Source organism: Vibrio sp. Isolate25 (assembly GCF_022398025.1).
Taxonomy (GTDB): domain Bacteria; phylum Pseudomonadota; class Gammaproteobacteria; order Enterobacterales; family Vibrionaceae; genus Vibrio; species Vibrio coralliilyticus_A.
Genome location: NZ_JAKEUT010000006.1, coordinates 122374 through 136362 on the forward strand (window position 1 = coordinate 122374; position 13989 = coordinate 136362).

Here is a 13989-nt window from a genome sequence, read left to right on the forward strand (position 1 = left end):
ATGTATGCTAAAGATTACAAAATCTGCTTCAAAACCCGATCCGCCTTCACGCGAGTTATCTTGCGTATTAGCTTTTGCACCGCCTCAGGGTAATCTTCCGCTTTTTCTAACTGCCTATAAGTACAAATTAGCTGAGTATGCTGAAGAATATTCTCCACTTCTTTCTCAAATTGAGGAGTGAGGTGGTGGAAGTGGTCTTGAATAAAGATCGCGTTTTCTAGATCTAGACTCCAGGCTCTTGGGTTTAGGTTGTTACCAGTAATTAGCATGTAGCGCTTATCTACCCAAATGCCTTTTAAGTGGAAGCTATTCTCTTCGTGTTTCCATAAATGGATAGAAAGCTTACGACTTGCGATATTGGCTTCATTAGATTTAGCAAATTGGCGCAAGTTACGCTCATAGAGATAAGGTAAGCCACCAATCGTTTTAAACTCTTCCTCAGGCGAGATATAAAAATCATTGGCTGTTTTATCACCTACGACGATAGTCACTTTTACCCCACGTTTTAGGGCCTTTCTGACTTCTTTGGCAACACTGCGTGGGAAGTTAAAATAGGGCGTGCAGATGAAAATTTCATCTTTCGCTTTTGCTAGTAATTGATTGATGCCTTGATTAAGTTTATTACGCTTTTTCCCAACCCCAACGATTGGCGTGATCGCGACTTGTTCTTGAGAGACACTCTGAGTTTCAAATTGATAGGTGGACTTCGCTAGAGAGGCACGTAGCTGGCGAATCTGTACTTTTATCTCTTTGGTATCAGGTTTACTCGGACAAGCTAAATCATTCACTGCCGGATGTTCGATCATCTCTTTTTGCACAAAACTGCTCATGCTGTCAGCAAGTGCTTTATTGTTCATAACGTGATAGCGATCGAAACGATAGCGTTCTTTATAATTAAGATAGATGTTGTTAAGACTCGCGCCACTGTAGATGACTGAGTCATCTATAATGAAGCCTTTTAAGTGCAGGACGCCAAAGACTTCACGTCCTCGAACAGGTACGCCATAGATTGGAATTTTATGTTCATATCTATCTGCAAAGTTTTTATACATGGAGGCATTGGTTTCCCCCGGCTCAGCACCAATCAAACCACGTTGAGCACGGTGCCAGTCAACACAGACGTTCACTTCTAGACCAGGGTTACGCTGCTTGGCTTCATAGAGTTCGGTTAAGACTTCTCTTCCCGCTTCATCATCTTCTAAGTAAAGAGCAACCAGGTAGATTCGTTTACTTGCCTGACGAATCGCTTCAATTAAGCGAATCCGAAAATCTTTAGCCGCATAAAGGGTTTCAAACTGAGCGGGATCTTGCGCCAAAGTAGGAAGTTGTTCGAATAAATTCCTATTAGTCATCATGTTGGATGGGTTACCTTTACTTAACGTGGACATGGATATTAGCAAAATGTGCTAGCAGTTCCTAGCGGCCAGATCTTGCTTCGACAATCGCAATGGTAAAGCCTGTGATTTACTTATTTGAGCGAAGACTGATCTCACCACCAATATAAGTTTCCAAACCATTTTTCGTTTCTAAAAGTACCGCGCCTTGTTCGTTAATACCTCTAGCGAGCCCAGTGATCTCTCTTGGCCCCATAAGCAGTTTAACAGGACGGTTGATGAAGTTATCCAGTCGGTTCCATCTTTCCACAAACCCGACCATTCCATACAGTTCATAATCAGTCAACGCTTTATGTAGTGTAGTTATCATGGAAATCGCGAGCTGGTTTCTATCAATATCCTGATTGTTTGCCACCTCAGAGAGACTAGACCAAGGTTGATTAATACCTTCCGTCGACTCTGACATCATCAGGTTGAGCCCCATACCTATTACAAGGTTGGCCGCTGCACCAGCCTGACCTGACATTTCGACCAGAATGCCTGCGAGCTTCTTATCTTGATAATAGAGGTCATTCGGCCATTTTAACTTAACACCTGTCAGTCCCATTTCTTCGAGAGCTTCGACAATTGCCACGCCAACCACAAGGCTTAACCCCATCGCGGCTGCCATACCAGCATCTAAACGCCAAAACATCGATAGGTATAGGTTTGAGCCAAAAGGAGATACCCATTCTCGTCCTCTGCGACCTCTGCCCTTGGCTTGATACTCTGCAAGGCAAACTGACCCTGACTCTAAACTATCGATTCTATCGAGTAGATATTGGTTGGTTGAGTCGATAATGGGGATTAGCTCTACGTGGTTACCTAGGTTATTTTGGAGTATTTCCTGATCGAGTAGCTGGATAGGTTTAGCGAGTTGGTAGCCTTTTCCCTGCACGCTAAATACATCGACGCCCCAAGCTTGGATACCTTTGATGTGTTTACTGATCGCTGCTCGAGAGACACCAAACTTTTCTCCAAGCTCCTCTCCCGAGTGAAAGCCTCCTTGAGATAAAGCCTTCAAGATAGAGAGCTTGACGGAATGTTCTTTCATTGCTGATTCCCCAATATCTCCTCAAGATTGGTTTCTGCCTGAGAGCCGATAAATCTTACCTCGTGTTCTAGGGTTATCTGGTACCTTTCAAACACAGTTTGTCTAACTGTGGTAGCTAATTTGACAACGTCCTTTGCTGTGGCGTTGTCTTTATTCACCAACACCAAGGCTTGCTTAGGGTGAACTTGAGCCCCGCCGATTTGATGGCCTTTCAATTGGCATTGATCTATTAGCCAGCCTGCGGCTACTTTTACGCCACCTTGTGTTGGGTACGCGGCAATATTGGGGAATTGTTTACTCAAATTTTCGAACTGCTGGTTTGATACCACTGGGTTCTTAAAGAAGCTCCCTGCATTGCCTAGCTTGGTAGGGTCAGGCAGCTTTTCCGTTCGGATTTGGCAAACTCGTTCAAACACTTGCTGTGCGTTGAGGGTTTCGCTTTGCAGAGATTGAAGTGGGCCATATTCGATATTCGCTGACCACTGCTTGGGGAGCTTTAAGCCAATCGCTACAACCATGACTTTCTGAAACAGCTCATGTTTAAAAATGGAGTCTCGGTAGCCAAATCGACATTCTTCAGTACTCAATCGCTTTGTATGAAAGGTTTCCAAACAAAGTACGTCGACGTATTCGCAGACATCTTTCAGTTCAACGCCGTAAGCGCCAATATTTTGAATTGGGGCGCTGCCAGCACAACCAGGAATAAGGGCGAGGTTTTCTAATCCATAATAACCCTGCTCAACGCTCCATTTGACTAAGCTAGGCCAATCTTCACCGCCTGCAATGTGCAGGTGCCAATGAGTGTCGCTTTCAGTTATTGATTTACCGAGTAAATTATTCACGACTACAACGCCTTGATAGGGCTGAGTAAATAAAACATTGCTGCCTTTACCCAAAATTAGCTTGGGAAGACCCAACCATTCTCGTTTTTGATAGGCTTGTTGAATCTCTTCAACGTTTGCCACTTCAACTAGGTAAGAGCAGGTTTGAGAAATGGAGAAGGTATGGAAGCGACTAAGATCTGCGTTAGCTAATATTTGCATCGGATTTATTGAGTAATCTAAACTGCGCACATTCTACCTCAAATAAAGGTTGGGTGATAATGAACGCCATGCAGATAGAACAGATTGATCCGCTAAAATTGCCTTTAGTCACGCGTTTGTATAAGCAGTTTTACCCATCCGGTAAGGCTAAAAAGGATGAGCTGACATTAGTAGGGTATCTCGAGGATCAAATTGTGTCGGTTGTGCGCTTGAAAACGATAGAAAATATCAGATTACTTACGGGTATGTTGGTTGTGCCTGGCAAACGTCAACTCGGTTTAGGTCATCAATTGATGCAATATTGCTCTGTTAATATCCTTGCAGATAGGGACTACTGTTTTGCTTACGAACACCTAGAAAGTTTCTACGCTCAGCATGGGTTTGCAACAATAGAACCTTCAGGCTTGCCCGGTCAACTAAAAGAGCGGTTTCATCGTTACAACCGAAATAAGAAATTAGTTCCAATGCAATTCTTGCCCGGTGATGTATTAGTATATCAATGAGTTGCGTTATTAAACCCGTGCGCAATAATGATTATTGTGATGAAAGGAAGTGATATGAAAAGCACGGAGAAAATTTTACAAGTCATCAAAACTCGCGGTGCCGTTACGGTTAAGGAGCTTGCGCAAGAACTTGGTATGACCACTATGGGAGTCAGGCAGCACCTACAAAAGCTTGAGAAGGATGGGTTGCTATCATATGAAGATCGCAAGGCAAAGATTGGGCGTCCCACACGCCATTGGTTACTGACGGGCTTGGGCCATAAGCAGTTTGCGGATCGTCATGGAGAGCTGACCATCCAAGTGATTGATGCGGTAGAGCATCTATTTGGTGCGGATGGGCTCAAAAAAGTTGCAGAGGAACGCGAGCGGAGCACCTTTCTCAGCTATCAAATGCAACTTAGTGAATTGTCTGGATTGGAACAGCGTTTGATTAAACTGGTGGAATTGAGACAGCAAGAAGGCTATATGGCGGAGCTTGAAGAGTGTAATAATCGCTATCTATTGATCGAAAACCACTGTCCTATTTGTAATGCGGCGGTGCATTGTCCTTCTTTGTGTCAGTCTGAACTGAATGTGTTCCAGAAGCTTCTTGGAGACTTGTGTGTGGTTACTCGGACGGAGCACATCATCCAAGGACAACGTCGTTGTTGCTATGACATTACCCCTATTGAGCAATAGATGTTCTCACTTATGAGAATGTGGAACTGTACATTTCCCTTTTTCTGTCGTTAATCTAAACTCTTTTTATGGTGATGATAAAACTATCACTATATGGGGGAATCATGAGTGCGGCACTAATCAATCAAACTTTACCATCTTTTGATGAGCTCATGGCTCTAGCTCAAAATAATCCAGAAGAGTTTAATCGTTTTAAAAAGAATATGTGCAAGGAGATGATCAATTCTGCCTCTGAGGAAATGCAAGGGAGATTGTGGGCCCAGCAAAGTCATATAGATAGGGTAGTTGGGCACTGTAAAAACCCGAATCACACCAATGTCGTGCTGATGCGAGAATTAGTCAGTCAAATGGGTAAGTTCCATGAGGCTCTTGAAGGTGATGTTCTAGATAAGGAGTATAAGGATATTGATCTTATCGTTTTAGATGAGTGGCGCTAACTCCTTGTGGTTTAAGTCAAACTAGTTGTCTATGTTCACAGTGTGGCCTCTATGTTACACTTCCAAGCTTAATAGAATTTCTGAAATAGTTGTTAAGGCTTTATGGCCTTAAAAGGATTAAGTGTGAGCGGGCAAATTCAACAATCACCTCAAGAACAGCAATACTCACCTCAAATACCCTCTTCGTTTCAAAGCAATGATGAGATTGACCTACGAGAATTATTCAAGGCTCTTTGGGCTGGCAAGTTCATTATTATTGCCACAACAGTTTTGTTTACAGTTTGTGCTACTTTTTGGGCTCTTAAACAACCGAATGTTTATCGGTCTCAGGCCTCCTTTGTATTGGAAAAAGTATTTTATGGTGTATCGGGTGTATCCGAGCCAAATATCCCCCTTCAGTTTTTGAGTAGTGGTGAACTTAAAAATATGATTTCCTCTGAGATAGATGGGGACACGACTGTACTTAATGGTGTAAGTGTATCATATGATAGTCGAGGGAAAGAAATATCAATCTCTAAAACATCTATAGATCCTAAAGCTGCGTTTGATGGGGTATCAACATTTTCTCTTGCATTTAATCGAGTATTGAAGAAGAGGGAATTAGAAAAGGTACGAGTGTCGATTGAGGCCCTCGAACGCCAAGAGAACATCTCTTCTCTTAAAACTAAAGAATATTTGGACGAACTTTTAGCGCAACAGCTTTTCAAGGCAGCTATATTAGAGAGACCTAACTCGAAGTTAGTGACTCAGATAATTGAAGCGGTTAAGCCTAAATCACATATCAAACCCAAACGTGCTCTTATAGTAATCCTAGGTACCTTACTTGGTGGTATGTTGGGTGTGGCTATCGTGCTGATACGCTTCGCCTTCCGCCGAGAGCTAGATTAAATAGAGACTGACTTCTAGCCGGATGACCTCCTAGTCATCCGGCTTTTTGATTCTCAATAGCATCTAAGACCTAGATCACACAAAAATTCCTCCTTCCCCCTTGGGTTTCTCTTATCCGTCCTCATATAGACATCATTAGGCTGTTATGGCCATTCATCATGTAAATATGGAAACTAATCAGGAGAGACGACCGATGAACATTCGTCCATTACACGACCGAGTTATCGTAGAACGCCAAGAAGTTGAATCTAAGTCTGCTGGTGGTATCGTTCTAACTGGTTCTGCTGCAGAGAAATCAACTCGCGGCGTAGTTCTGGCTGTGGGTAAAGGCCGCATTCTAGAAAATGGCTCTGTGATGCCACTGGACGTTAAAGTTGGCGACACTGTTATCTTCGCTGAAGGTTACGGTACTAAAACGGAAAAAATCGACGGTAAAGAAGTGCTAGTGATGTCTGAAAACGACATTATGGCTATCGTTGAGTAATAGCAATCATTGAGTAATTTTTTGCTCAGGTTCAAAGACAAATCAAAACGAAGAATTTAGAAAAGGAAACTAAAGATGGCTGCTAAAGACGTTAAATTTGGTAATGACGCACGTATTAAAATGCTAGAAGGTGTCAATGTTCTAGCGGACGCAGTAAAAGTAACACTAGGTCCTAAAGGCCGTAACGTAGTTCTAGACAAATCTTTCGGTGCACCAACGATTACTAAAGATGGTGTATCTGTTGCGCGTGAAATCGAGCTTGAAGACAAGTTCCAAAATATGGGCGCGCAAATGGTTAAAGAAGTCGCTTCGCAAGCAAATGACGCTGCAGGTGATGGTACAACAACGGCAACAGTACTTGCTCAGGCTATTGTTAATGAAGGCCTAAAAGCGGTTGCTGCTGGTATGAACCCAATGGATCTTAAGCGCGGTATCGACAAAGCTGTCGTTGCAGCCGTTGAAGAGCTAAAAGCGCTATCAGTTCCATGTGCGGATACTAAAGCGATTGCTCAAGTTGGTACTATTTCTGCTAACTCTGATGCAAGCGTTGGTAACATCATTGCTGAAGCGATGGAAAAAGTGGGGCGTGATGGCGTGATCACGGTTGAAGAAGGTCAGGCCCTACAAGACGAACTAGACGTAGTGGAAGGTATGCAGTTCGATCGCGGTTACCTATCACCTTACTTCATCAATAACCAAGAGGCAGGTTCTGTTGATCTAGAAAACCCATTCATTCTTCTGATCGACAAGAAAGTTTCAAACATCCGTGAGCTTCTTCCAACTCTAGAAGCAGTAGCGAAAGCCTCTCGCCCACTTCTAATTATTGCTGAAGATGTAGAAGGTGAAGCACTAGCCACTCTAGTGGTAAATAACATGCGTGGTATCGTGAAAGTGGCGGCAGTTAAAGCGCCTGGCTTCGGTGATCGTCGTAAAGCAATGCTTCAAGACATCGCTATCCTAACAGGTGGTACGGTCATTTCCGAAGAAGTGGGTCTAGAGCTAGAAAAAGTGGTTCTTGAAGACCTAGGTCAAGCGAAACGTGTTGCGATCACTAAAGAAAACACTACTATCATCGATGGTGTGGGTGAAGAAGCAATGATCTCTGGCCGTGTTGCTCAAATCCGTCAGCAAATCGAAGAAGCGACTTCAGACTACGACAAAGAGAAGCTGCAAGAGCGCGTTGCTAAGCTAGCTGGTGGTGTTGCAGTTATCAAAGTTGGCGCTGCTACTGAAGTTGAAATGAAAGAGAAGAAAGATCGCGTAGAAGACGCTCTACACGCGACTCGCGCTGCAGTTGAAGAAGGCGTAGTAGCTGGTGGTGGTGTCGCATTAATCCGCGCAGCTTCTAAGATCACTGAACTTCAAGGTGATAACGAAGAGCAAAACGTTGGTATCCGCGTTGCTCTACGTGCAATGGAAGCACCAATCCGTCAAATCACTATGAACGCAGGCGATGAAGAATCAGTGGTTGCCAACAACGTGAAGGGTGGTGAAGGCTCTTACGGCTACAACGCAGCAACGGGTGAGTACGGCGACATGCTTGAGATGGGTATCCTAGACCCAACCAAAGTCACTCGTTCTGCACTTCAGTTCGCTGCATCAGTGGCTGGCCTAATGATCACAACAGAAGCGATGGTTACGGATCTACCTCAGAAAGATGCACCTGCAATGCCTGATATGGGTGGCATGGGTGGCATGGGTGGCATGGGCGGTATGATGTAGTGCGACGAGAGTCGCGGAGGTCGCTAACCTCGCGGGCTACGGCCAAAGTAAATACTAACTTTTAGTCAGTATTTACTTCCCACCCTCGCAAAATTAGTAGTCGAAATCCGTTGGTCGGATCGCACAATCCGATCAACGGCATTCCTTCACGGGAGTGTTCGCCTGATCGCATCTGCGCGATTAGCTTAAAATTGGCGCATTCGCTGCCGTTCAAAAGTCATATCTAGGAAAGCCATATTGTGCTACTGGCAAAAGCGGCGGTTCGCCTGCCGATCAAACGCCAATCCGAAATATTGCTGTTAAGCATGATCAACGTGATTCATTACTGTAGCGTCCTTCGGGCGTAAGCTATTGTAATTATTGTCTCAGCATTCGAGCTTGCTCTTATGTAGCGAGACCTGCTATACGACTGGCAGTAGCCTAGGGGTAGTGCATGACTGGTAACGGTCTTGTGCGAAGCTCCCTGACAATGTATCTCTGCGAAAGTAACTCTAAATCTGTGAGGGTGAAGAGTAATCCATAAACAATATGTGGGTTGAGGGCTAGGCTAAGCAGTATGGTTAACATAAGTGAACTGTTGATAAACACCGTCAGCCGCAATGAGCGAAATATTGTTGATACGCTCTGACCAAAAGGTACGTGGTCGGTTATTCCTCTTACATCTGGGAATACGTCGTCAATTGACCTCCGGTGGATAGACAGAGCCTAAACTGCTTGTGTAATTGCAATGGAACTCGGTAAGCCCAACTATTTGCCTAAATACAGTTTTGATTTAGGCAGGTCGACCGCAAGGAAGACTGATGAATAAGTGGGTAAAGGAGGTTGGAAAAAGCGAATGCAAAGCTGTAATGGCTTTGATAGGGATTCGAACTTTGTCCTAACCAGAAATGGTGCAGACTTCCAACTGGTCTTTAATCGTGTGAAAACGTGTAAAGTCATCTAATGAATTAGCCCAACGGGGATTAGCTACCCCCGTTGGGGCAATAGCTTCTCTCCGTTAAGGTTATGGGGGAAAGCAAGATGAGTACAGCAACAATGCAAAGGTTACCTGCATCCTCCCACTTAATGGAGCATTGGCACAGTATCGACTGGGCGCTAATGCATCAGACAGTGAGAGGGCTACAGGTTAGGATCGCGAAGGCAACGAAAAAGTCTGACTGGCGACAGGTTAAAAGACTGCAACGCATGTTGACCCGATCGTTTGCTGCCAAGGTGATTGCCATTAGGCGAGTCACCGAAAACAGAGGGAAAAACACCGCAGGGGTTGACGGGGAAACTTGGAGTACACCTGCAAAGAAATGGGAAGCAATAGAGCAGCTACAGCGAGCGGGCTACAAGCCCAAACCGCTAAGGCGAGTCTATATTCCCAAGGCCAATGGTAAGAAGAGGCCGCTGGGGATACCGACAATGAGAGACAGAGCAATGCAAGCTCTATATTTGCTAGCTCTTGAACCCATCTCGGAATCTACGGCGGATCGAAACAGCTATGGCTTTCGCCCAAATCGCTCTTGCGCTGACGCAATCGAACAATGCTTCGTGAACCTTAGTCGCAAAGCGAGTGCCCAGTGGGTATTGGAGGGTGATATCAAAGGATGTTTTGACTTTATCAGTCATGATTGGCTTATCGACAATATCCCTATGGATAAGGCGATACTCAAGAAGTGGCTGAAAGCTGGATTCATGGAATCTGGGAAGATCAACTCGACAGAAGCAGGTACACCACAAGGTGGGATTATCTCACCTGTGCTTGCGAATATGGCCTTAGATGGACTGGAAGCGGTGCTCGAATCCCACTTTGGGAAGAAGAACACCAAAGCTAGTTACAAAACTAAGGTTAATTATGTGCGATATGCGGATGACTTTATCATTACTGGGATCTCGAAAGAGCTACTAGAAGATAAGGCATTACCAATAGTTGAAGCCTTTATGGCAGAACGTGGACTGCAATTATCAGCAGAGAAAACGCTGATAACGCACATAGACAACGGGTTTGATTTTCTTGGGCAGAATTTGCGTAAGTACGACGGCAAGATGTTAATCAAGCCATCGAGTAAGAACGTAAAGTTATTTCTGCGCAGCATACGGGATTTTATTAATTGCAATAAAACGGTGCCAGCATCAGTGGTGATTACCACGCTGAATCCGATGATTAGAGGGTGGTGTAATTATCACCGTTGGGTCTGTGCAAGTGAGACATTCAAGTATATTGATTACCGGATCTGGAAAATGTTGTGGCAGTGGTGTCGTCGAATACACAAAAACCGTCGCAAACGCTGGATTAAGGACAAGTACTTTAAAACAGTGGGCGACAGAAATTGGGTATTCAGCGCACCAAAAATGAAAGGGGAAGAGGGACACTATCGCTTGCTTAGTGCAGCGAGAGTAGCAATCGATAAGCATGTGAAGATTAGAGCAATGGCTAATTGCTATCTACCGGAGGACGAACAATATTTTGAGCGTCTGAAGATGCAAAGGTTGAAAAAGTCTTTGTCGGGTAACATGAAGTTATGGAAAATTGCCGCAAGGCAAGATTTTAAATGTGCGGTTTGCCACCAGCAGTTCAACTCAGAGGATGAATGGGATATTCACCATATCGTCAGACGAGTTGACGGTGGAACGGACATTAGCTCTAATCTGATAATGTTGCATGTTAACTGTCATCGACAAATTCATAACTCAAACATTGAATTAGTCGCAAGTTAACCTTATATAGAAAGAGAGGCTTATCAACCTCACTGTCGTTGATGATAAGACGGCTTAAGGGTTCTTGGTGTAGTAATTGTGTACCGGGTGGATACTAGTAACACCTAAAAATATCCCTAGGAAGGTTAGCGGAACCTTAACCGTTAGTTGAAGCTACCAAAGGGCGCGTCAATGCGTGTTCGTTGCCACGTAAAAAGCAACGTGGGCTGCGCGCTACAAGCAGTAGAAAAATAGTAGTATCGGGATACACAGAGACCATATCAATTGTCCGACGTAGAGTGATGATCTAGACATCGAGCTACAAGCCGCCGGGCAGGGCGGGGTATAAATCCTGGATTTAATATCTAGGCGCCTAGATCTTATTGAAGGCTTTTGCCATGAAGTTTGATCTAAAAATAGCAGTGCATTTTGATGTTTCAAAAGTAATTCTCGCTGTAAGTGGGTTACTTATTACTCTGAATCAACTAAATATACTGTAAACTTAACTGAGCCTACTTGTTTGGGCTCAGTTACTCTTTCTATGTTGCCGGTTCACATGTAAATAGTGAGCTTAAAAAGGCTTGAGCCGTATGCGGGGAAACTCGCACGTACGGTTCTTAGGGGAGGGACAACCAGTAATGGCTGTTCCTTACCCGACATTACCCGTGAGCTACTTAGCTTAATAAGTATAAACGGAGACTTTGGTCTCCGTTTTGTTTTGCCACAAAATAGCTTAGACATCGGTGTTAACAGTAACTCCACCTGTATGTGGTGTTATTATGTCTGAGTTTTCTAATGCAAATGGAAAGAGGACTGATTTTTCCATCGATTTATAATGGAGTGCGTTGTGAAAGTTGCGGTTGTTGGTACAGGTTATGTTGGTCTATCAAATGCGATGTTGTTATCTCAAAATCATCAAGTGGTTGCTTTAGATGTGATTGAGCAAAAGGTGGAACTGTTGAACAACAAAATATCCCCGATTGCTGATACCGAAATAGAAGAATTTTTGATAAATAAATCATTAGATTTTGAAGCAACGACAGATAGGGAGTACGCCTATGTCGGTGCCAAATTTGTAATTATAGCTACACCAACAGACTATGATCCAGAAACCAATTACTTTAACACTTCATCAGTAGAATCTGTTATTAAAGATGTGATGGAAATAAACCCTCAAGCAGTTATGGTTATCAAGTCTACGGTACCCGTTGGGTATACAGAGAGAGTTAAACAAGATCTGCAATGTAATAATCTCATCTTTTCACCAGAGTTCCTACGAGAAGGTAAAGCGCTTCACGATAACCTATATCCTTCGAGAATTATTGTCGGCGAACAGAGTGATCGTGCTCGTGAGTTTGCAAGTTTACTTATTGAAGGAGCCAAAAAACAAGATATTGAAGTGCTACTAACCAACTCGACAGAAGCTGAAGCTGTTAAGCTATTCTCTAATACTTACCTAGCAATGCGCGTAGCTTACTTTAACGAGTTGGATTCTTACGCAGAAGCGCATGGGTTAGACGCTCGTCAAATAATACAAGGCGTTGGCTTAGATCCTAGAATTGGTAATCACTATAATAACCCTTCATTTGGGTATGGTGGTTATTGTTTGCCCAAAGATACGAAACAACTTCTAGCTAACTACCAAGATGTCCCTAATAACATAATCGGAGCTATAGTTGAGGCTAATCGTACACGTAAAGACTATATAGCTGAATCAATCTTAAAGCGTAATCCTCACACAGTGGGCATTTATCGACTAATTATGAAGTCGGAATCAGATAACTTTAGAGCTTCTTCTGTTCAGGGGATTATGAAAAGACTTAAAGCTAAAGGTATTTCAGTGATTGTCTATGAGCCTGTTTTGAAGGAACCGGAGTTCTTTAATTCAAAGGTCTATCAAAGCCTAGAGGAGTTTAAGTCTACAGCGGATGTCATCGTCTCAAATAGGATGGCGGATGAGCTTCTTGACGTTGTTGATAAAGTTTATACAAGAGATCTGTTTGGCTCCGACTCTTAGTCACAGTAGTGATTCAAACGGAGCCTTTAGGCTCCGTTTTCATATCTGACTTATACAGCAGAGGTTTATTTAATATCAAATAACTCTGCTAGAGGTTAGAGAATAATCTCTCTTACTTCAGCATCTTTACGCTCAAGATAATGAGTGGACTTAATACGGCGAATGGTACGGCAGCGACCTCGGATAAGCAGTGTTTCTGTGGTAGCAATGTTACCTTGGCGAGTAATGCCATCCAGCAGATCACCTTTAGTAATACCAGTTGCTGAGAAGACCACATTATCACTCTTCGCCATGTTTTCCATGGTGAGTACGACATTGGCTTCTACACCCATTTCTTTACAGCGTGCTAGCTCTGCCGTGCCATAAATGCGGTTTTCTTCTGTATCGCCTTTAACTTCATGACGAGGCAGTAAACGGCCGTGCATGTCACCATCCAGAGCGCGGATGACTGCAGCAGACACCACCCCTTCAGGTGCGCCGCCAATGCAGTACATAGCATCAACTTCGCTGTCAGGCATACAGGTTAAAATAGAAGCAGCTACGTCACCATCGGGCACAGCAAAGACACGTACTCCCATTGCCTGCATCTCCGTAATCACCTGATCATGGCGGGGTTTAGCCAGTGTAATAACGACCAAAGTATCTAGGGTTTTATTTAGTGCTTGGGCGATATTCTCTAGATTGTCTTTCAGTGGTTTGTTGAGATCGATGCAGCCCTTCGCACCAGGCCCAACAACCAACTTTTCCATATACATGTCTGGTGCTTTAAGGAAACTGCCTTTTTCACCTGCGGCGAGGACCGCTAGGGCATTTGATTGACCCATAGCTGTCATGCGTGTCCCCTCAATAGGGTCAACTGCGATATCGATGTCATCACCGCCTAGGCCAACATTTTCTCCAATATATAGCATGGGGGCGTCGTCAATCTCGCCTTCACCAATTACGATTTCGCCACTGATCTCTGTTTTGTTAAGTAAGATTCGCATTACTTCAACGGCAGCACCATCGGCCGCATTTTTGTCACCTCGTCCTAGCCATTTATAACCAGCCAGTGCGGCGCCTTCAGTTACTCGGGAAAATGCCATTGCTAAATCGCGTTTCATGAGGA

12 protein-coding genes are annotated in these 13989 nt (G+C 43.9%); 8 read left to right on the forward strand and 4 right to left on the reverse strand.

Features of this window, described 5'->3' with window-relative positions; all coding sequences use genetic code 11:
• Positions 1–14: 14 nt before the first annotated feature.
• The 3 genes from pssA to murB all read right to left on the reverse strand — a co-directional run bounded on the left by pssA (position 15) and on the right by murB (position 3470).
• A complete protein-coding gene (gene pssA / locus L1D15_RS14015) occupies positions 15–1355 on the reverse strand; it encodes a CDP-diacylglycerol--serine O-phosphatidyltransferase (RefSeq protein ID WP_239876187.1) in 1341 nt (446 codons plus the stop codon).
• Positions 1356–1464: 109 nt separating this feature from the next.
• A complete protein-coding gene (gene birA / locus L1D15_RS14020) occupies positions 1465–2427 on the reverse strand; it encodes a bifunctional biotin--[acetyl-CoA-carboxylase] ligase/biotin operon repressor BirA (RefSeq protein ID WP_239876188.1) in 963 nt (320 codons plus the stop codon).
• The gene (murB, locus tag L1D15_RS14025) at positions 2424–3470 is read right to left on the reverse strand and encodes a UDP-N-acetylmuramate dehydrogenase (protein ID WP_239876226.1); all 1047 of its coding nucleotides are present in this window, start codon (positions 3468–3470) and stop codon (positions 2424–2426) included. Before murB ends, birA begins: the two co-directional genes overlap by 4 nt.
• Before the next feature lie 59 nt (positions 3471–3529).
• Here murB and L1D15_RS14030 point away from each other — a divergent pair, with 59 nt between their 5' ends.
• From L1D15_RS14030 to L1D15_RS14065, 8 genes are all read left to right on the forward strand, one after another.
• The gene (locus L1D15_RS14030) at positions 3530–3973 is read left to right on the forward strand and encodes a GNAT family N-acetyltransferase (RefSeq protein WP_239876189.1); all 444 of its coding nucleotides are present in this window, start codon (positions 3530–3532) and stop codon (positions 3971–3973) included.
• Positions 3974–4027: 54 nt separating this feature from the next.
• Positions 4028–4651 carry a metalloregulator ArsR/SmtB family transcription factor gene (locus L1D15_RS14035; protein WP_239866993.1) on the forward strand — a complete coding sequence of 208 codons (624 nt, stop codon included), beginning with the start codon at positions 4028–4030 and terminating at the stop codon, positions 4649–4651.
• 104 nt (positions 4652–4755) lie between these two features.
• A complete protein-coding gene (locus L1D15_RS14040) occupies positions 4756–5088 on the forward strand; it encodes a DUF3135 domain-containing protein (RefSeq protein ID WP_239837964.1) in 333 nt (110 codons plus the stop codon).
• Positions 5089–5211: 123 nt separating this feature from the next.
• Complete coding sequence (locus L1D15_RS14045; protein ID WP_239876190.1) at positions 5212–5976, forward strand: Wzz/FepE/Etk N-terminal domain-containing protein; 765 nt, start codon at positions 5212–5214, stop codon at positions 5974–5976.
• Between the two features lie 193 nt (positions 5977–6169).
• On the forward strand, positions 6170–6460 hold the full coding sequence (locus tag L1D15_RS14050) for a co-chaperone GroES (protein ID WP_239837966.1): 291 nt from the start codon (positions 6170–6172) through the stop codon (positions 6458–6460).
• A gap of 75 nt (positions 6461–6535) precedes the next feature.
• Entirely contained in the window at positions 6536–8182 is a 1647-nt protein-coding gene (gene groL, locus L1D15_RS14055) for a chaperonin GroEL (protein ID WP_239876191.1), read from the forward strand.
• Positions 8183–9202: 1020 nt separating this feature from the next.
• On the forward strand, positions 9203–10885 hold the full coding sequence (gene ltrA / locus L1D15_RS14060; protein ID WP_239876192.1) for a group II intron reverse transcriptase/maturase: 1683 nt from the start codon (positions 9203–9205) through the stop codon (positions 10883–10885).
• Positions 10886–11711: 826 nt separating this feature from the next.
• Positions 11712–12881 (forward strand): nucleotide sugar dehydrogenase, encoded by a 1170-nt coding sequence (locus tag L1D15_RS14065; protein WP_239876193.1) that lies wholly within the window; start codon positions 11712–11714, stop codon positions 12879–12881.
• A gap of 95 nt (positions 12882–12976) precedes the next feature.
• On the opposite strand, the gene glpX is transcribed toward L1D15_RS14065, so the two are convergent.
• Positions 12977–13984 (reverse strand): class II fructose-bisphosphatase, encoded by a 1008-nt coding sequence (gene glpX, locus L1D15_RS14070; protein WP_239876194.1) that lies wholly within the window; start codon positions 13982–13984, stop codon positions 12977–12979.
• Positions 13985–13989: the final 5 nt, after the last annotated feature.